Consider the following 18,914-nt stretch of genomic DNA (forward strand, 5'->3'; position numbering starts at 1 on the left):
ACAGGAGAAAAAAGCGAAGGGTCTTTGGGACACTACCCAGGCTCGCATGCAAAAGCAGAACCCGCATTTGCGTCCAACCTCTGAGATGCTGCCTGAATCGGCTGCTTTTGGACGCAGGTTCCGCTTTTGCATACGAGCCGGACAGTCAAACCTCCGAGAAGGTGTCCCACCGAACCCTGAGCGTTTTCTCCTGTTTCATCTCCTTCACACAAAGCACGATCTACTGGCTTTTCCGCGCCTCCCACTCTTCCCGCAAAATCCCCATCTTGATCGCATCGTAATACTCGCCGCGAACAATCCGCGCTTTCCGCACACGGGCTTCCTCAATCATCCCGCAGCGCTCAGCCAGCCTCATCATCCGCTCATTGCCGGACCAGGTGCCAATCCCCAACCGGACCGTATCCATATGCGTAAACAAATAATCGATCCACATCTGGAAGGCCTCGCTGCCGTAGCCGTTCGACCAGTAGCGGGAATCGTAAATGACGATGCCGATTTCAAACCAGTTGGTCACCTCCGACACCCAGTAACGCCCGACACTGCCCTTGAGCTCGCCGTCGATTTCGATGATCAGCTCGTGGCGGGGCAGTGTCGTGCCGACGACAGAGAGCGCTTCCTGATGTTTCGGCAGGTTGCGGTATTCCTCCAATGTCATCGGATCGGGATCTTTGTATGGGCCGTTCCAGCGGAGATGCTCGCGATCTTCGGCCTCGTAGGTCCAATAGTACGCCGTGTCCAAATCCTCTTTGCGTATATCGCGCAAGGTTACTTTTTTTCCCTGAAGCGTTATGTTCATCCGATTCTTCCTCCTGATGAGATGATTTGATAGACTAACTGTACAAAAAATCTGTGCTTGTCGATAGTGACAGTTTGAAAGAATATGATAGGGACAATAGATGATTCAGTAGGAAGAACGAAAAGGGGGAAATGCACGATGAACATGGCTCCTGTTTTACATGTAAGTGGAGACCAGCCCCTGTACCAGCAGCTTTATGCCTACATCAAGGGAGAGATCGTTTCCGGACATATTCCGGCTGGCTTCAGGCTCCCTTCGATCCGGCAAATGGCGGTGCTGGCCGGCGTGGGGAAAATCACCGTAGAAGCTGCATACCAGCAGCTGGTGGCGGAAGGCTACCTGATCAGCAGGGAGCGAAGCGGATATTTTGCCGCCGACATCGAAAAATGGGTGGAAGCGGAGGCAACTGGGACGGCGCCGATCATGCCCATGCCGAAGGAGTTAAAAAAGAATAAAGGGGAGCATCTTTCGTACCGGTACAACTTTCACGGGTCGGTCGTGGACACGGAGCATTTCCCATACGCACTGTGGCGCTCCTGTATCCAGGAGGCTTTGCAGCGGTACCCGGAAGACTTCGCGTTTTACGGAGACGATCAGGGGGAGTGGGAGCTGCGGTTGGAGCTTGCCCGCTATTTGAGGAGGGCTCGCACGCTCATATGCGAGCCGGAGCAAATCATCATCGGAACGGGGCTGCAGCAGGCCCTCAGCTTCCTCAGCCTGATGACAAGAGACACTCACCCTGTCGCGGCCGTAGAAGACCCCGGATATGCCGACGCCAGAGTGGTTTTTCAGCATCACGGCTTTACGCTCGCGCCCATCCCCCTGGAGGAGGACGGCCTGTCGATCGAGGCGCTGGAAAAAAGCGGAGCCCGCATCGTATACGTGACGCCGGCCCACCAGTACCCGCATGGAATGGTTATGCCTGCCGCCAAACGGCTCCGTCTCCTGCAGTGGGCGAAACAAACCGGCGGCCTGATCATCGAAAACGACTACGATGGCGAATTTCGCTACAATGCAAAACCGACCCCTTCGCTGCAGGGGATGGACCAAGCAGGCACGGTTGTTTACATCGGCAATTTTTCCAAAGCGTTTTCTCCTGCGCTGCGGATGGATTATATGGTGCTTCCCCCTATGCTGCTGCGCCGTTATCTGGAGGAGTTTCAGGCGTATCCCTCCCCGGTTCCTCGTCTGCAGCAGCGGGCGATGCAGCTGTTTATGGAAAAAGGGTACTGGGAGAAGCACGTCAGAAAAATGCGGACCTTGTACCAGAGGAAGCATCAGCTTTTGCTGCAGGCGATTCACACGCATATGCCGCCGTCTGTCGCGGTGCTTGGCCATTCGGCAGGGCTGCATATTCTCCTGGAGGTAGATACGACGCTTACGGAAGCAGAATTGATTGGGGCAGCTGCAGAACGAGAGGTGCGGGTCTATCCCACTTCCCGCAATTGGCTTTCATCCCAGGCTCCGCCTCGCCCGCGGATCATCGTCGGATTCGGGGGGATGAAGGAGGCGGACATCGAAGAGGGGATCAGGCGGCTTGCGTTAGCCTGGTTTTCGTAAAAGAGCATTTGGCAGGCAAAAAAGCCCCTTGGTGCGAGAGGCTGCCAAGGGGCTTTCAGGGAATACCTATTCCGTTACTTTTTGATAGCTGTCAAACTGCTCTTCGATTTCTTTCGCCGGTCTCTGCGTCAACAGGCTCACTACGACGATGGCGAGCAGACTGACGGCAAATCCCGGGATCATTTCATAGAGGAGATCTTTCAGCATATCGGATTGCGTCCAGAGAATAACGGTCGCTGCACCCGCCACCATACCGGCCAGCGCCCCCCATTTGTTCATCCGCTTCCAATACAGGCTGAGCAGGATCAGGGGACCAAAGGATGCGCCAAATCCGGCCCAGGCATATCCGACCAGATCGAGGATCGTATCGTTCTTGCTGTAGGCGAGAATCAAAGCGACCAAGGATACAATCAGAACAGACAGGCGACCGACAAAGACGAGCTCCTGATCTGATGCTTCGCGGCGGAAGAACGTCTTGTAAATATCCTCGGTCAAGGAGCTGGAGGTTACCAGCAGCTGGGACGAGATCGTACTCATGATCGCCGCCAGGATCGCTGCCAATAGGAAGCCGGTGATCAGAGGATGGAACAAAATTTTCCCCAGTTCGATGAACACAGTTTCCGGATCAGTCAGTGCAAGGCCCTTCTTGGAGTAAAAGGCGATGCCGACCAGTCCTGTAAACATCGCGCCCACGATGGAAAAGATCATCCAGCCCATGCCGATGAAGCGGGCCTTTTTGATTTCTTTTACCGAGGAAATCGCCATAAAGCGGACGATGATATGAGGCTGTCCGAAGTAGCCAAGTCCCCAGGCGAAGAGTGAAATGATTCCGAGCAAGCTGGTGCCCTTGAAAATATCGAGCAGTGCGGGATTGATTGCATGGATTTCCGTAAACGTAGGACCGATGCCGCCTACGTGGAAAATAGTGACAAGCGGTACCAAAATAAGTGCGATAAACATGATCAATCCTTGCACGAAGTCAGTCCAGCTAACAGCGAGGAACCCGCCGAACAATGTGTAAGCGATTACGACAACAGCGACGATCCAAAGGCCCGTGTGGTAATTCAGATGGAATGTGTTTTCAAACAGTACGCCGCCGGAGACGAGTCCGGAAGAGACGTAGAAGGTAAAAAAGATCATGATGACCAGCCCGGATACCAGACGCAAAATGCGGGAGGCGTCCCCAAAGCGGTTTTCCAAAAAAGCGGGAATGGTAATCGAGTTGTTCGCCACTTCTGTATAGGTTCGAAGGCGAGGGGCAACATACAACCAGTTGGCATAAGCACCCAGCGTCAGCCCGATGGCTATCCATGAAGCGCTTATTCCTTGGGCAAACATGGCCCCCGGCAAGCCCATCATCAGCCAGCCGCTCATGTCGGAAGCGCCGGCACTAAGCGCCGTGACAGCCGGACCGAGCGTTCGTCCGCCCAACATATAGTCGGTCAAATTGGAAGTGCGTTTGTAAGCAAAGTAGCCGATGAGCAGCATGCCAACCATGTAGACAACAATAGAAGAAAGAAGCTGCAGGTCCATTTTTTAGCACTCCTTGATCATTTTTAATAATTGTAAACAAATTGTGAACGATTTATACTTTACCACGGTCATGTATAAAAATCTACTGCTAAAATCAGAAGATTCGATAACGTAAGCGCTTAAATTTTTTTTATCGAGAAAAGCCTAGAAAGTCTGTACCGATCATCTTGTGACAACGCTTCTTGTAATTTTTTCCGCCGGGTCGGTTTCCATGAGAAAGAGACAAAAGAAACCTGCATCGGGTACGCAGGTTTCAAGTCCATACTGGTTTTATATTCGCCCCGCAACGGTTCGGTTCGGGTCATCAGCCAAGAGAAATCGATGCTCGAAAGCAGGCTCGCACAGGCTCCTTAGCTTTTTTTACTGCACCTGGATTTGTCCGTTCGTATCCAGCGAGACGTTAAATTCCTTCACCACCTGCGGTTCCTCGCCTGGATTGTTCAGGTTTTTCTTCAGGACCTTGAATTTTCCGTCGCCGGTCAACTGGCCGGTATATTCAACGCCGAACAGGTCCGATTTGTAAAAGCTGAAGCTGGCCAGCTCCGTTTTTTGCAGCTCTTCTGCCAGCAATGTCCCGTCACCGCTGAACATCGCTTTGCGCAAAGGCTCAGACGATTCGTATTTCTGCTGCAGGTAGCTCTTCAATTGCTGTGCGATCTCGGATTCTGCCAATTGTTTCCCCGCTTCGACGACCTGCTTGCCAGCTTCAATCGCTTGTTTTCCGGTCTCTACAGCCTGCTTTCCGGTTTCTATCGCTTGCTGGGCAGTCTGTACCCCTTCCGATACCTCGGAGCAAGCGGTCAGCAGCAAGCTGCTGAGCAGGACGATCACCATTTTGCGCATGTGAGGACTCTCTCCTTTTCTGTCGAATATTTATCTTGTGAAGCTCTTTTGCGCCTGACACTCCTTTCAGCATTGTAACATAGACGGACGGGGAAATGAGTCCGACTCTGGCCGGAGATTCACCTTGGTCCAAAGGGAAAGCCGCGCTGGACTTATGCCCCTTCTGGCACACGAAAAAGCGCTGTTTCGTTGTCTCCACTTTCTCCGCTCCCGCATATGCTATGGTATGAAACAAAGCTGTTCCGAAGACAGGGAGGAAACAACGATGCAGGGGAAAGTCAAATGGTTCAGTAAGGAAAAAGGCTACGGTTTTATTGAACGAGACGGGGGACCGGATGTGTTTGTCCATTACTCCGCGATCAGCGGCTCAGGCTACCGCAATCTGGAGGAAGGCGAGCTGGTTACGTTTGAAATCGTCAATGGCCAGCGCGGTTTGCAGGCGGCCAATGTAACCCGCGCCACCAACGGATAACCAAAACAACACGCAAATGAAAGCCGGTTGTTCCATCAGGAGCAAACGGCTATTTTTATGATCCGCGTCCAGACTTTCGATTTGCTGTGGTCCCCTGCGGACGTTCCGCGCTCTTTTGAATTCACCAGTCCTCTGCTATAATGATGATGGTTTTCTTGGCGCGTGAGAAGCGGCATTTGTCATGACCAGATTTTGAAAACGAGGTGGCTTATGAAGGCTTATTTGGAACTGCTTCAAGATATATTGGACAATGGTGTAAAGAAAGAAGACCGTACAGGCACAGGGACGATCTCCGTCTTCGGAAGACAACTGAGAATGGATCTTCGGCAAGGATTTCCGCTTTTAACCACAAAAAAGGTGCATATGAAATCCATTATTCACGAGCTTCTCTGGTTCTTAAGCGGGGAGACGAACATTCGCTATTTACATGACAACGGCGTTACGATCTGGGATGAATGGGCGGACGAAGAAGGCAACCTGGGGCGAGTGTACGGTGCTCAGTGGCGTACCTGGCTTGGTCCAAACGGACAAGTCGTCGACCAGATTGCAAACGTCATCGAGCAGATTCGGACCAATCCCGATTCTCGGCGTCACCTCGTCAGTGCCTGGAACCCAGCCGAGGTGGAAGATATGGCGCTGCCGCCTTGCCATTACGCGTTTCAGTTCTATGTGGCGAATGGCCGCCTGTCGTGCTTGTTTAACATGCGGTCGGTGGACACCTTCCTCGGATTGCCGTTTAACCTCGCTTCGTATGCCCTCCTGACCCACATGGTAGCGCAGCAACGCGATCTGGAAGTAGGGGAGCTGATCTGGACAGGCGGGGACGTTCATATTTATTCGAACCATTTGGAGCAGGTCAAGCTTCAGTTGACGAGAGAGCCTTATCCTCAGCCGACGTTGCAAATCAAGCGGAAACCGGACTCTATCTTTGATTATAAGTACGAGGATTTTGAATTGGTTGGCTATCAATCTCATCCCGGCATCAAAGCACCAATCGCAGTGTAAGAGAGACAATTTGGGAAGGGAGGGATCGGTATGATCAGCCTGATCGTCGCCCATACGCGCAATCGCGTAATTGGCAAAGACGGGGCCATGCCTTGGCATCTGCCCAATGATCTGAAGCATGTAAAAGAAATTACGACCGGACAAACCATCGTCATGGGGCGAAAAACCTTTGCTTCCATCGGCAAGCCGCTGCCATACCGGCGCAATGTCGTTTTGACGAGGAGCAAAGACTTTTTTGCGGAGGGCGCAGAAGTCGTCCATACCAAGGAAGACGTGCTGGCTTTGGGCGATGTGATTATTTTTGGCGGAGCCGAGCTGTACCGCCAGTTTTTGGATGTCGTCGATCGGATGTATATTACGGAAATCGATATGGAAACGCAGGGCGATACGTTTTTCCCCGAATGGGACCGGGAGGCTTTTGAGCTGGTATGGAGACGGGAAGGCGTCGTAGACGAGAAAAATCCTGTACCGCATACGTTCTTACTCTATGAACGGATCCGGAGCTAAATAAAAGACAATCGCGTAAAAAGGCGTCTGTCCCTATGTGGATATGGCGCTTTTTCCTTTGGGCAACCATAAGCTAGAGATGAGGACTTTTCCGAGAAAGAAGGTGTTGCCACAAGTGGACAAACGAATCGGCATCTTGGTATACCGGGGAGATAAAGGTTATGGAAATCCGGCTTTTTTGCGTCGTCTCGTGGAAGAGGGGACGTCAATGGGAGTGGAGGTCTTTGTCTTTTCCCCTCAGGATGTAGATAGGATATTCCACCAAATCAGGGGCTATGAGCCATACGGTGCGGGATGGAAGTGGAGATGGCGCGAGTGGCCGGACATCGTCATTGACTATTATCGCTATTATCCGTTAGCAAAGCATAGGCATTACTTGCCCATTCGAGAGGGGAGCATCTTTCGCTTTGCGAACAATCGTTTCGCCAACAAGTTCCGCGTCCATCAGATCCTAGAGCAGGAACCGGAGGTGTACCAATGGCTCCCGGAGACAGTGCCGTTCAGCAAGAAAAATCTCAGTGACATGATCAAAAAGCATCCTCGTCTGTACCTTAAACCATCAAACGGCACTGCAGGCCGAAGCATTCTGCGGATTGAGCGAAAGGGAGACCGCTTTCTTTTGTGCGGACGGACCAAAAAGCAAGGACAGAAGAACGAGATTCTGCCGAACACAGCCTCCTTGACTCAGCGTATCAAACAGTGGGTGGAGCAGGAAAAGCGGGGAGACGAACATTTTTTCCTGCAACAGGGGCTTGACCTCGGCTTGCTGTCTGACCGAACCGTAGACGCCCGCCTGCTGATTCAAAAAGACGGGCAGGGAGTCTGGCGGACGACCGGTATGGGAATGCGTGTCGGGCCGGCTCACTCCTCCACGTCGAATCTGCACGGCGGGGGTACGGCTTTGCCAGCTGGCCAATTCCTGTCCAGCCGCTTCGGGGTGGACCTGGCCGAGATCATCATACACCAATGCCAGGAGCTGGCCCTGGTCACCGCCGAGAAGCTCGAAAGCCATTTTGGTCAGATGATGGAGTTTGGCTTTGATCTGGGGATAGACACAGAGGGGCGCGTTTGGATCATTGAGATCAACCCCAAGCCGGGACGGGACATCTTCCGTAAGCTCGGGCAGCTCAGTCGTTACCGGCAAGCAGTACGCCGGCCGCTGGAATACGCCTTGCACCTTTTGGAAAAGGATTCGCTTGTTTCACAATAGGCATAATGAAAAGTAATAGGTTGAAAAAATCGTCATGGGAGAATGCAGCATGTACGGACGTTCCAGAGTGTATCAGGACGTCCGTATGTGCAAAAGATCCGTCAGGAAAGGAAAAACATTCGGGCAAAAATGGACAAGCTGTCTTCATTTCGGGACCGATACCACGCATAATTAATATAGAAAAACAAAATGGAGGTGTCAGGAAATGATGGAGTCATTTCGCATTCCTGTCGACGAAGAATTGGTGATTCGGGGAGATTTTCATGCGCAGGAAAAGGACGCAGGACAACCGCTGTTGATTTTCTGCCACGGCTTTAAAGGCTTCAAAGACTGGGGAAGCTTTCCTTATGCGGCAAATCGGTTGGCGGAGCTGGGTATGGCTGTGGTCCGGTTCAATTTTTCCTGCAACGGTGTGGGAGAAAGCGGAACAGAGTTTGTTGAGCTCGAAAAATTTGGGCGAAATACGTATGCTCGTGAAATCGCTGACCTTCGGGTACTAACCGAGTGGCTGCACAGCGAAGCTTGCCCGTTTAAAGCTGCGTTTGACAGGGAGAAGCTGTTTGTCATGGGACATAGCAAGGGGGGGGCTGACGCCATCCTGTTCGGGGCGAACCATCCGCTTGTCAAAGGGATCATCACATGGAACGGCACGGCTGATGTCGACCTGTTCGACGCCAGACTGCGACAGGAAATTGCCGAAAAGGGAGTCGGATACATCGCCAATGCCCGGACCGGCCAGCAGATGCCGATCACAAAGGCAGTCATCGACGATGTCGACCAAAACCGGGAAGCGTACAATCTGCTTGCCAAAGTGAGCTCCATGGAGCAGCCGCTCTGCATCATTCAGGGAACAAAGGATTACGAACGCCTGGTAAAAGGGGCCAAGCGTCTGCAGGAAGCTGCCAAGGACGTCCGTGTCCACTGGATTGAGGAGGGGGACCACACGTTTAACACGCGCCATCCTTTCGCCGGTCCAAGTCCGCAATTGGAGAGCGCGATCGAGCATGCAGCAGCCTTTGTCCACGCCCTGTGTACATAAGCAAAAGCCGCGAAATCACGCGTTTTCTTTCCCTCTGGGCTATGGTATACTGAATAGCGTCATAAAGATAAATTCAGTGACAATTCTGAAAAATGAAGAAACTCATGGGGTGGAGAAACGATGAAACCAAACGTATGCTTGTACGATACGACTCTCCGGGATGGCACCCAGGGAGAGGGCGTCAGCTTGTCAGTGGAGGACAAGGTGAAAATCGCCCTCCGTCTGGATCAGTTCGGTATCGATTTCATCGAAGGCGGCTGGCCGGGGAGCAATCCAAAGGATATGGCTTTTTTTGAGAGAATCAAAGAAATTCCCCTGCAGCACGCAACGATAACCGCATTCGGCAGCACCTGTCGTCCGAATGTGCCTGCAGCCGAGGATGAAAACCTGCGGGCGCTGCTCCAAAGCGGCGTGAGTGCCGCAGCGATCTTCGGAAAATCATGGGATTTGCATGTCACAGACGCACTCAAGACGACCTTGGATGAGAATTTGCGCATGGTTGCCGATTCCGTCGGATTTCTTAAATCAAAAGGACTGACTGTTCTGTTTTTGGCCGAGCACTTTTTTGACGGATATAAAGCCAATCCGGTTTACGCTCTGCGCGTACTGGAAGCGGCGGAAGGGGCGGGAGCTGATTGGATCGTGCTGTGCGATACAAACGGCGGCAGCTTGCCCCATGAAATCTATGAAACAGTAAAGACGGTAAAAGGGAGCCTGCAGACGCGGCTCGGCATTCACCCGCATAATGACTGCGAGCTGGCCGTCGCCAATGCGCTGGCTGCCGTTCAGGCCGGAGCGGAGCAGGTGCAGGGGACGACAAACGGCATCGGGGAGCGCTGCGGCAATGTCAACCTGGTATCCGTCATTCCCAATCTGCAGTTGAAGATGGGATACCAATGTGTCGAGCCGGAGCAATTGCAGCAGTTGACCAAGCTATCCCGCTTCGTCGCGGAGGTAGCCAATATGGCAATGCCGAACAATCAGCCGTTCGTCGGCAACAGCGCGTTTGCCCACAAGGGCGGAATCCATGTAAGCGCCGTGCTGAAGGACCCGAAAACGTATGAGCATATCGACCCTGAGCTGATCGGCAACAAGCGGCGCGTACTCGTCTCCGAGCTGTCGGGACAAAGCAACCTGCTCGCCAAGACTGATGAGCTGGACATCGATGTGGCGCTGGATAAGCAGGAAGCGCGAGAGATCATCCAGCGGATCAAAGAACGGGAATTCCAGGGCTACCAGTATGAAGGAGCAGAAGCTTCTCTCTCGCTGATGCTGCTCGATGCCGGAGGCAAGCTGGAGCAATTGTTTACTCTGGATTCCTTTAAAATTTTGATGGAAAAGTCAGCGGACCGGTCGATTCTGTCCGAAGCGACTGTAAAGCTGCATGTGAACGGACAGTTGGTTCATACCGCCGCCGAAGGAAACGGCCCTGTCAACGCGCTTGACAATGCGCTCCGCAAAGCGTTGGAAAATCACTTTCCTTGTCTGTCCGAAATGCATCTCACCGACTACAAGGTGCGTGTATTGGACGAGAATGGCGCCACCGCGGCAAAAGTCCGCGTGCTGATCGAATCAGGCCGCAAAGGGGAGAAGTGGAGCACTGTCGGCGTCTCGACCAACGTGATCGAAGCGAGCTGGGAAGCGCTCGTGGACAGTATTCGCTACCTGTTGTGGAAGGAAGGCTGCGAGCTTTCCGAACCGCAGGAGCAGGCAGAAGTCCGTGCGGGCATCGTCAATCACTAGTCTCTGACGAGAAGAATATAGAGCTTATTGTGAAGTCTATCAAAGCGATAGGCTTCTTTATTTTGAAGAAAGGTTATCTGACCCCGGCTCCTCAGTGATCTCCCTCTCCGGAATTCCTCTATGCTGATCTATTTGTCCGCCTCTTCGCATAGATTTGTAGCAAGAATTCCTATCTTTCAAAATCAAGGGAGGGGGATTGGGATGAAAAAAGCGTGGAGTGGGAATCTGATCACGCAGATCATGGTCGCATTTGCAATCGCTATCATTGTGGGGATCATCGCAGGCACGAGCGCGGAGACCGTCAAGCCGTTGGGAGATTTATTTTTGCGTTTGATCAAGTTCATTATCGTTCCGCTCGTGTTGGCTTCACTGGTCACAGGTGTTTCCAGTACGGGAGATGTCAGAAAGCTGGGGAGGATGGGCGGCAAAACCATTGCCTATTACCTGGTGACGACCGCTCTGGCTGTGATCCTCGGTTTGATCATCGCCAGCCTGATGTCGCCCGGAGCGGGACTGGAGCTGAAGCCGGAGGAGGCCAAGGTAGAGGCCAAGGAGACTCCGGGAATCATCGACACCCTGCTTGCCATCATCCCGACCAATCCGTTCGCCGCACTTGTACAGGGCGACATGCTGCCCATTATTTTCTTTGCGATTTTTCTCGGTATCGGGATTTCGCTGGCAGGAGAGAAGGCGCGGACCGTTCAACTGTTTTTCGAGCAGTTCGCCGAAGTGATGTACAAGATTACCGGCATCGTCATGCGATTTGCTCCGATCGGCGTTTTCGGACTCGTGGCGCCGATCGTCGGGAAATACGGTCTCTCCGTATTGCTGCCATTGTCCAAAGTCATTCTCGGTGTCGCGATCGGCTGTTTGCTGCATGCCGCGATTGTCTATTCGCTGAGCGTCAAGCTTTTTGCCGGGATGAAGCCGCTGCAGTTTTTCAAAGGCATTGCTCCTGCCGGGATGATCGCTTTTTCCACCTCCAGCAGCTCGGGAACACTCCCCATCACGATTCAAAACGTGGAAAGCAATCTGGGCGTCTCCAAACGGGTAAGCAGCTTCGTCCTGCCGCTCGGAGCGACGATCAACATGGACGGTACGGCGCTGTACCAGGGTGTATGCGCCCTGTTTGTCGCCCAGTTCTACGGGATCGATCTGTCTTTTGCCCAGTTGCTGACGATCGTCCTGACGGCTACGCTGGCGTCGATCGGAACGGCAGGAGTGCCGGGGGCAGGCTTGATCATGCTGACAATGGTGCTGACCTCCGTCGGGCTGCCGTTGGAGGGAATGGCGCTGATCGCTGGGGTGGACCGGATTCTCGACATGTTCCGGACCTCGGTAAACGTCATCGGGGACGCTTCTGCGGCAGTCGTAGTTGCTTCCTCTGAGGGAGAACTGGAGCAAAGCGTCCATGTCTGAAGCGTGAAGATGCCAGAAGACAGACATAGAAAAGGAATCTGACAACACGGATCAAAAAAGATTCTCACGAAGCACAGAAATCACCGTTCGAAAACGGTCGCCCGTACACAACAAAAGCGCCGCTCCCCAACGGATACGGCGCTTTCGCTTTGGACACATATGCTTACGACTGCTTGCGCATACCGCCCAGCTCTTCGACGATGGCAGTCATTTCATTGATGCTGAAGCTCGCTTTCTTCTGAACCATATTGTACAGGTACAAAAGGTCTTCGTAATGCTCGAGGTCAAAATCCTCCGGCCGCATAACGGCGGTGTTGGCCATGTTCAGCTTCGCTTTGATGCCTTCGATGATCGTAGCCAGGTTTTCTTGCGTTGGCAAAGTCAGGTCTGCCATGGGCTATTCTCCTCCCTGTATCGGAAATGGGCGTCCGTCGCACAATTTCCGTGAGATATACATCAATTGGACTTCCGGTTTATTTGATCAGCTGGCCGCGGGTTACACCCAATTGGTTGGTCGCTTTCAGCGAGCGCCATACGTGGGAGCCGCTGACTTCGCCGCGCAGCGCTTGGCGGTACAGGCGAATCACTTCTTGCACTCGCTCCGGCTCTTCCTCCAAAAATTCGATCCGGTAGCTGCCTACGCCCAGCTTGGTAAATTCGCTCAAGTACTCGGCGCCAGACTGGTCGATGGCGTTGTAAACGGTATTGCGGCAGCCGGTATCGACACGCACCGGATGGGAGAAGCCGACCCGGTCGCGCAGCGAAACGCGGGAGGTTTCGCAAGGCGTTCCGCAGTTGGTATGGTCGGTGCCGGGACTGAGGAACGTGCAATATACGCAGTGCTCGGTGTGGAACATCGGCAAATGCTGATGAATGACCACTTCCATCTTGGACGCGTCCGCGTTTTCGAGGAGATCGACCATCTGCTGGATGTTCAGGTCATAGGAAGGCGTTACCATCTCCAGCCCGCAATCCAGGAACAGCTCGACTGCCTTATGGTTGGCGATATTGAGCGAAAAATCCCCGATCAAGGGAATACCCAGCTCGTGTCTGCGGGCCATGTAATAGTGAAGCGCTCCCGTATTTCGCACAAGAATGGCATCAGGCTGGCTTCTGGCGATCAGGGCGAGGACCCCGTTCTCGTCAGGCATGTGGATGCGCATTGTTGCGATTGCGATCTTTTTGCCATAGCGATGCGCCAGTTTGACCGCATCCGGGTACTGCTTGACGAATTCAAAATCGGCGTACAGGAAATCGACGTCGGTCTGAGCAGCGGCTTCCACTTGCTCAAGCGAACGGCAGAGAGCAGTCAGCTTCGGTTTTTCCACTTGGCCGCGCTCTTTTACATCTGCGTACGCGTCAACAGTGCGTTTTTGATAGACGGGCGGCTTGGTCCGCAGGAAGAGCAGCTGTTCGACAGCTTCCCGGCGCATCCGGTTCAGCTCGCTGACAGGCACGATTACCTCGCCGTCGAGTGCTACCGTCAAGTCTGCCGCTTCGAGGCGGTAGATCGTGCCGCCGAGGCGTCCGAGCTGATCGAGCAGCAGCTCTGCAGTCAACGGGCGCTTTACGGCTGCTTCCAGCGGTATCTCCGATTGGCTCGTGACGGCGTTGTTCGCCATTTTGTCCACCCACGTGACAGACAGCTTTTCCCCGAGCTTGCCGCTCACATGTACGCTGAGCGGGAAGGTCCGGTACGGCTTTTCCGTTTCAAAGGTTTTGCGCAAACGTTTGTCCAGCTCCGGATCGCTCGTTTTCCAGACGCGGTCGCCGACATGAATGCGCTGCAGCTTGACGTCGTTTCGTCCCATGACGATCTCGTAGAGTCCGCTGTTTACTTCGCCCTCTACTTTTTTGCCGCGCTGGAGCAGATCGTACACGCGTCCGCCCTCTTCCTTCTGGGTCGGATCACCAGCGTCAAATACGATTCCGTCGCCGCGCTTCAATGGTGAAGACAGCTCGACGAGAACAGCGTTTTTGAGCACCTTCTTGACGGTTCCGAGGAAGACGCCGCGGCTTTTCGGGAAGCTGCCGTCCAGCAGGGTCTTGTTGTTGGTTCCCTCCAAAAAGCCGTGCGTAAAGCCGCGGGAAAAGCTTTGCTGCAGCTCCCGGATGTCCTGCTCGCTCACAGAGGCGTCCTGTCCGGCAAAATAGCGGTCGATGGCGGCGCGGTATTTGCTCACAACATTGGCCACGTATTCAGGCGATTTCAGCCGGCCTTCGATTTTAAACGAGGTGACGCCCGCTTCGATCAGCTCCGGTACCAGCTCGATCGCGGCCAAATCCTTTGGTGAAAGCAGGTAGGCGATATTGCCCATCTCTTTTTGAACACCGTCGACGATCAAATCGTACGGCAGACGACAGGCTTGCGCACACTCGCCGCGGTTTGCGGAGCGGCCTCCCCACATTTCCGAAGTCAGGCACTGACCGGAGTACGATACGCAGAGAGCGCCGTGGACAAATACCTCCATCGACAGCTTCGCTTTTTCGCCGATGACTTTGATTTCCTTCAATGAGTTTTCCCGTCCCAGGACGACGCGCTCGATCGAGAACGGCTTCGTGAATTCGACTGCCTCCGGCGAGGTGATCGTCATCTGGGTGGACCCGTGAATGGGAAAATCAGGGGAGATTTCACGAATCAGCTTGACCAGCCCCAGATCCTGGACGATCAGCGCATCCACGCCGGCGTCAATACAGGCCTCGACCAGCTTGCGGGCTTCGTTCATTTCATCTTCAAAAACGAGAATGTTAAAGGTCAAGAAGCCCTTGACTCCATACATGTGCAAAAAAGCCATAATCTCCGGCAGTTCCGCCATCTGGAAATTTTCGGCTCTTGCCCGTGCGTTAAACTTCTCCACACCGAAAAAGACGGCGTTTGCTCCGTTGGCGACTGCAGCCTTCAGACACTCCCAGTTTCCTGCGGGCGCCAAAAGTTCAATATCTTCACGTTTGATACCATTTCGCATTTGTGTATGTTACCTCCAAGGTCAAAAACAGGCTATCTTCATCATCATAGGGAAATGTCCCAGTCTCCGCAAGGAAAACCTCGATCCAATGTGCGTTTTCAAAAACTTCCCTTTCCGTTTGTACCGACAGACTATTTTTCAGGGAAGAGTCAGACAATTGTGAAGAGCCGAGAGTATCATGCTGATTGTAAAAACATCCTGTTCCAGTTGCTTATCATTATGGTGCCTGCCTGGCTGTTACAAGCATATGGTGGGACAGGTCCGTATGAATCTGTTGAAAAACGGCATGGAAGCGATGCAGCATGGCGGAATGGCGGAATTTTGGAAATAGGAGCGAAACGGCAGGACAGGGATGTGGTTGTTTCCATTAAAGACGAGGGAAAAGGCATGACACAGATACAGCTTGAGCAGGTGGGAGCTCCTTTTTATTCGACACAGGAAAAGGGAAATGGACCGGGGCTGATGGTGAGGTGCAGAATTGTGGAAACGATAGGGGGAACTTGACCTGTGTATGGGGGAACGGGGGCAGCTGTCAATGCCGCCAGTATGAGAGAAGGTCCGGACGTCAGATGTTATTCTGCGTCCAGGCCTTCAAAAACAATCGAGACCTTCTCTTCCATGATTTCTTCCAACGCCCAGGCACCTTCGTTGCGTACCCAATCGTAAAGCGCATTGTAGTAAATATTCTCCAGCATGTTGGCTGCCACCAACGGATTGAAGCGCGTTTTCAGCCGGCCTTTTTCCTGCGCTTCCTCGATCAGATCGGCAAACAACTGGCGCAGCTCATAATAGACGTTTTTTTCGTTCTCCAGAATCTTTCTGTGCTTCATGGAGGACTCTACCAGCACTTTGATGAAGTCGTAGTTTTGGATATTGACCTCATTCATGATTTTGTAGATGCGAAGTACTTTTTGCTTGCAGCTATCCCCGTAATCCCACTCTTCCCGGCGTTCCTCGATTTCATGCAACCGCTCATATCCCCAGTTGGCGAGGATTGCTTCCTTTGACGTGAAATGAAGAAAAATGGTTCCGCGGGCAACATCCGCTTCTTCAGAAATCATGTCAATCGTGGTGGCTTCAAACCCGTGCTGTTTAAATAGTTTGATAGCGGCATTAAAGATTTTTTCGCGCGTTTCCCGCTTCTTTCGTTCTCTGCGTGTCGTCAAAAGGAAGACACCTCCTTTTTGGTTATAGAAGATTATAGCACAACTAATTCCTGCAAAAAAATTCCTGATCGTCGAAAAAACAAAAAAGAGGGGCGAAAAAAGGATAGACTTCTCACGATACCGGATGTATATTTATATATCATAATGAATATTTATTATGCCATAGATGACTGTGAGAGCATGGAGTGGGGGAGAGTAAAATGGTTGTCACCAAAGCGATAGCGGTGCGAAAGGCAACGATGAAAGACGTAGATCAGATGCTGGAGATTATTAATCAATATGCACAACAAGGACTGATGCTCCCGAGGACAAAATTATCGGTTTGTGAACATTTGCAGTCGTTTGTTGTCGCTCACGACGGCGAATCGGTAGTCGGCGTGGCGGGGCTGCATATTTTGTGGGAGGATCTGGCGGAGATCCGTTCTCTGGCCATCGCGGAGCGGGCAAAGGGATTGGGGGTAGGCAAACAGCTGGTGCTTCACTTGGTTGATCAGTGCCGGGACCTTGGCATCAATCGGGCATTGGCTCTTACCTACCAGAAGGAATTCTTTGAAAAGTGCGGTTTTCATATCGTCGCCAAGGAAACGCTGCCGCAAAAAGTATGGAAGGACTGCATCAATTGCTCCAAACTTCCTATGTGCGATGAGATTGCCATGATTTGCGAAACGGCTGTGTAAACAAAAGAAAAAGAGTTTCGAGAGAGAAGAGTCGTTGGGTGTGAGGTGTGCCGCTCTCTGCTGCTTGCATGGTCCAATCCGTGCCGGCGGTTTAGAGAACGGTGCAACCTGAAACCGGCGGCTCTTTTTTGCCTTGAAGCTGAGCGGGATTGTCAAAACATGAAAAATAGTCATTTTTTCGTGAACCGGTTGGCTCACTCGCGCGTCTAGACTCATGTAGATGAAATTTTGGACAAAGGAGGCTTTCCCATGTGAACAGCGAACCGAGCATGCTGCAGGATGTCCTGCTTGCAAAAAACGGCGACAGAGATGCTTTCGGCAGGCTGGTTGTGGCCTATGAGCGGAGACTTTACGGTCTGGCAAAAATGTATCTCAAACGCGACGAGGATTGCGCTGACGCGATACAGGAAGCGATTCTCAAATCGTATCGTGCCCTTCGCAGTTTGAAAGAGCCTGCATATTTCAAAAGGTGGCTGTTTCGGATTCTGATTCGCGAATGCATACAATTGCTGCGCATGCAAAAACGGATGCGGATCATCCAGTCGGGATTTTGCGGTGAAACCGTGGTTGGTCTGCAAGAAACGGTTGCATTGAAGGAGGCCGTCGCCGGATTGGATAACAATCTGCGCGTTGTCGTCCAGCTTCATTACTTCAAGGATCTGCCCGTCAAACAAATCGCTGAGCTTGTAGGTGTCCCGGCAGGAACGGTAAAATCCCGCCTGCACCGGGCTCGCATGATTTTGGCTGAAATTCTCGAATCCCCCGATGAAAGAAGGATTGATTATGACCCGATTATCAGAGGGGAGCACTGGCGCAAACGCTCTGCTCCCCTGCCTATCCCCGTACCGAAGCGAGTCGTTCAAGCATCCATGAGGATTCTGTTGAAGCACTTGAAGGGCCGGGACATTCATGAACAAAGAACAGACGGGGGTTGCCTGCATGCCCTTTAGACGAAAAGAAAAGCCGAGCATCGGCAAGAAAGGAGCCTGGACGAGTGATTTTCAAACTGGACCGGCAGGATCATCGCAAGGTCAGGAGCCTGCTCCCGGCAACGGAGCAGATCTACAACAGAACGGTACATGCAATTATCGATGGCGTAAACAGAGGGACGATTTATGTTGACGACCTGAGCCAGCCGAAAACGGCGCTGGTCGATGTCACGGGAATCAGCTCCTTATTCATCGGCGATCCGCACAATCAGAAATTTATTGCCCCTCTCCGGGAGTTTATCGACACAAAGCTGAAAATCGACACCTACGAATCGTGCGGAGGCACCTATTTCATCGCGGTATTGAGCGATGAAGCGTGGGAAAAAGCCATTGAAGAAGCAATCTCACACAGAGACTACGAGCCGGATTTTGAATGCTACTTCACGTTTCATCCCGATCGCTTTTTGGTCGCGAAGAGCAGCTTCAAGCCATTGCCAAGCGGGTATAGCGCGAGGAAAATTGACGCTGCGGTGATCGAAAGAGATCGGGACGAGTACCTGTCGAACGCGATTGCGGAATTCTGGTACTCGGTCGACGATTTTCTGAAACAGGGTCTCGGGTATTGCATCATGAAGGGCGACGAGGTCGTCAGCGCGTGTTTCTCCTGCTGTGTATACGGCAAGCACCACGAGATCAATGTGGAAACGTACAGGGAAGAAGAGAGAAGCCAAGGGCTGGCGACAGCAGCATGCGTCTTGTATTTGGAGCACTGCCTGCAATTCGGGCTTACCCCGCATTGGGCGACAATGGAAACGAATGAGGCGTCCATCCGGTTGGGAGAAAAATTGGGGTTCCAATACGACTCCAGGCTAAAGACGCTGGAATTCGAGTTTTGAAGAGTTGCCGGGAACGTATCGATTGTCTGAAAGAGGAAAAGAGTAGATGCCAGTTGCCTCGGGTTTACGGAGCGGCTGGCATTTTTTGCTGCTTTCTCCGGTTGCATTCCTTGCTTGCCGATCCCTTATTTAGGAAAAATGGTATGCCTCTAT

Annotated in this window: 18 protein-coding genes; 12 read left to right on the forward strand and 6 right to left on the reverse strand. The window is 52.6% G+C overall.

From position 1 onward, the window contains the following. Nucleotides 1-220 precede the first annotated feature (220 nt). Nucleotides 221-796, reverse strand: coding sequence for a GNAT family N-acetyltransferase (locus EDM54_RS05350; RefSeq protein ID WP_122957901.1), 576 nt, complete (start codon nucleotides 794-796; stop codon nucleotides 221-223). A gap of 138 nt (nucleotides 797-934) precedes the next feature. Between EDM54_RS05350 and pdxR the strand changes: the two genes are divergently transcribed. Continuing rightward, nucleotides 935-2,356 (forward strand): MocR-like pyridoxine biosynthesis transcription factor PdxR, encoded by a 1,422-nt coding sequence (gene pdxR, locus EDM54_RS05355; RefSeq protein ID WP_122957902.1) that lies wholly within the window; start codon nucleotides 935-937, stop codon nucleotides 2,354-2,356. A gap of 66 nt (nucleotides 2,357-2,422) precedes the next feature. On the opposite strand, the gene putP is transcribed toward pdxR, so the two are convergent. Together putP and EDM54_RS05365 are read right to left on the reverse strand one after the other, a co-directional pair. Next, nucleotides 2,423-3,889: a sodium/proline symporter PutP gene (putP, locus tag EDM54_RS05360; protein WP_031931853.1), complete on the reverse strand. Its 1,467-nt coding sequence runs from the start codon at nucleotides 3,887-3,889 to the stop codon at nucleotides 2,423-2,425. Nucleotides 3,890-4,249: 360 nt separating this feature from the next. Beyond that, nucleotides 4,250-4,732 carry a hypothetical protein gene (locus EDM54_RS05365; RefSeq protein ID WP_003389004.1) on the reverse strand — a complete coding sequence of 161 codons (483 nt, stop codon included), beginning with the start codon at nucleotides 4,730-4,732 and terminating at the stop codon, nucleotides 4,250-4,252. A 265-nt stretch (nucleotides 4,733-4,997) separates the two neighbouring features. Between EDM54_RS05365 and EDM54_RS05370 the strand changes: the two genes are divergently transcribed. From EDM54_RS05370 to EDM54_RS05400, 7 genes are all read left to right on the forward strand, one after another. After that, nucleotides 4,998-5,204 carry a cold shock domain-containing protein gene (locus EDM54_RS05370; RefSeq protein ID WP_122957903.1) on the forward strand — a complete coding sequence of 69 codons (207 nt, stop codon included), beginning with the start codon at nucleotides 4,998-5,000 and terminating at the stop codon, nucleotides 5,202-5,204. Between the two features lie 210 nt (nucleotides 5,205-5,414). Next, a complete protein-coding gene (locus EDM54_RS05375) occupies nucleotides 5,415-6,209 on the forward strand; it encodes a thymidylate synthase (RefSeq protein ID WP_122957904.1) in 795 nt (264 codons plus the stop codon). A gap of 30 nt (nucleotides 6,210-6,239) precedes the next feature. Further along, a complete protein-coding gene (locus EDM54_RS05380) occupies nucleotides 6,240-6,716 on the forward strand; it encodes a dihydrofolate reductase (RefSeq protein WP_122957905.1) in 477 nt (158 codons plus the stop codon). Nucleotides 6,717-6,831: 115 nt separating this feature from the next. Next, nucleotides 6,832-7,926: a YheC/YheD family endospore coat-associated protein gene (locus EDM54_RS05385; RefSeq protein ID WP_003389008.1), complete on the forward strand. Its 1,095-nt coding sequence runs from the start codon at nucleotides 6,832-6,834 to the stop codon at nucleotides 7,924-7,926. Between the two features lie 205 nt (nucleotides 7,927-8,131). Then, nucleotides 8,132-8,965, forward strand: coding sequence for an alpha/beta hydrolase (locus tag EDM54_RS05390; protein WP_003389009.1), 834 nt, complete (start codon nucleotides 8,132-8,134; stop codon nucleotides 8,963-8,965). A 120-nt stretch (nucleotides 8,966-9,085) separates the two neighbouring features. Beyond that, a complete protein-coding gene (gene cimA / locus EDM54_RS05395; RefSeq protein ID WP_003389010.1) occupies nucleotides 9,086-10,708 on the forward strand; it encodes a citramalate synthase in 1,623 nt (540 codons plus the stop codon). A gap of 201 nt (nucleotides 10,709-10,909) precedes the next feature. Further along, nucleotides 10,910-12,127, forward strand: coding sequence for a dicarboxylate/amino acid:cation symporter (locus EDM54_RS05400; RefSeq protein WP_003389011.1), 1,218 nt, complete (start codon nucleotides 10,910-10,912; stop codon nucleotides 12,125-12,127). A gap of 163 nt (nucleotides 12,128-12,290) precedes the next feature. Here EDM54_RS05400 and EDM54_RS05405 read toward each other — a convergent pair whose 3' ends face one another. Next, nucleotides 12,291-12,521, reverse strand: a complete 231-nt coding sequence (locus EDM54_RS05405) for a DUF1128 domain-containing protein (RefSeq protein WP_003389012.1) — start codon at nucleotides 12,519-12,521, stop codon at nucleotides 12,291-12,293. Nucleotides 12,522-12,600: 79 nt separating this feature from the next. Further along, nucleotides 12,601-15,093 carry a U32 family peptidase gene (locus EDM54_RS05410; protein ID WP_122957906.1) on the reverse strand — a complete coding sequence of 831 codons (2,493 nt, stop codon included), beginning with the start codon at nucleotides 15,091-15,093 and terminating at the stop codon, nucleotides 12,601-12,603. A 159-nt stretch (nucleotides 15,094-15,252) separates the two neighbouring features. On the opposite strand from EDM54_RS05410, the gene EDM54_RS05415 reads away from it, so the two are divergent. Further along, nucleotides 15,253-15,597, forward strand: coding sequence for an ATP-binding protein (locus EDM54_RS05415; RefSeq protein ID WP_161785198.1), 345 nt, complete (start codon nucleotides 15,253-15,255; stop codon nucleotides 15,595-15,597). Between the two features lie 68 nt (nucleotides 15,598-15,665). On the opposite strand, the gene EDM54_RS05420 is transcribed toward EDM54_RS05415, so the two are convergent. After that, on the reverse strand, nucleotides 15,666-16,259 hold the full coding sequence (locus EDM54_RS05420; protein WP_003389015.1) for a TetR/AcrR family transcriptional regulator: 594 nt from the start codon (nucleotides 16,257-16,259) through the stop codon (nucleotides 15,666-15,668). 200 nt (nucleotides 16,260-16,459) lie between these two features. Between EDM54_RS05420 and EDM54_RS05425 the strand changes: the two genes are divergently transcribed. The 3 genes from EDM54_RS05425 (at nucleotide 16,460) to EDM54_RS05435 (ending at nucleotide 18,761) form a co-directional block, all read left to right on the forward strand. Further along, on the forward strand, nucleotides 16,460-16,936 hold the full coding sequence (locus tag EDM54_RS05425; protein ID WP_003389016.1) for an N-acetyltransferase: 477 nt from the start codon (nucleotides 16,460-16,462) through the stop codon (nucleotides 16,934-16,936). 251 nt (nucleotides 16,937-17,187) lie between these two features. Continuing rightward, nucleotides 17,188-17,886 (forward strand): sigma-70 family RNA polymerase sigma factor, encoded by a 699-nt coding sequence (locus tag EDM54_RS05430; RefSeq protein WP_122957907.1) that lies wholly within the window; start codon nucleotides 17,188-17,190, stop codon nucleotides 17,884-17,886. 44 nt (nucleotides 17,887-17,930) lie between these two features. Further along, nucleotides 17,931-18,761: a GNAT family N-acetyltransferase gene (locus EDM54_RS05435; protein ID WP_003389018.1), complete on the forward strand. Its 831-nt coding sequence runs from the start codon at nucleotides 17,931-17,933 to the stop codon at nucleotides 18,759-18,761. Nucleotides 18,762-18,914: the final 153 nt, after the last annotated feature.

This window comes from Brevibacillus borstelensis, from assembly GCF_003710865.1.
In the GTDB taxonomy this organism is placed as follows: Bacteria; Bacillota; Bacilli; order Brevibacillales; family Brevibacillaceae; genus Brevibacillus; species Brevibacillus borstelensis.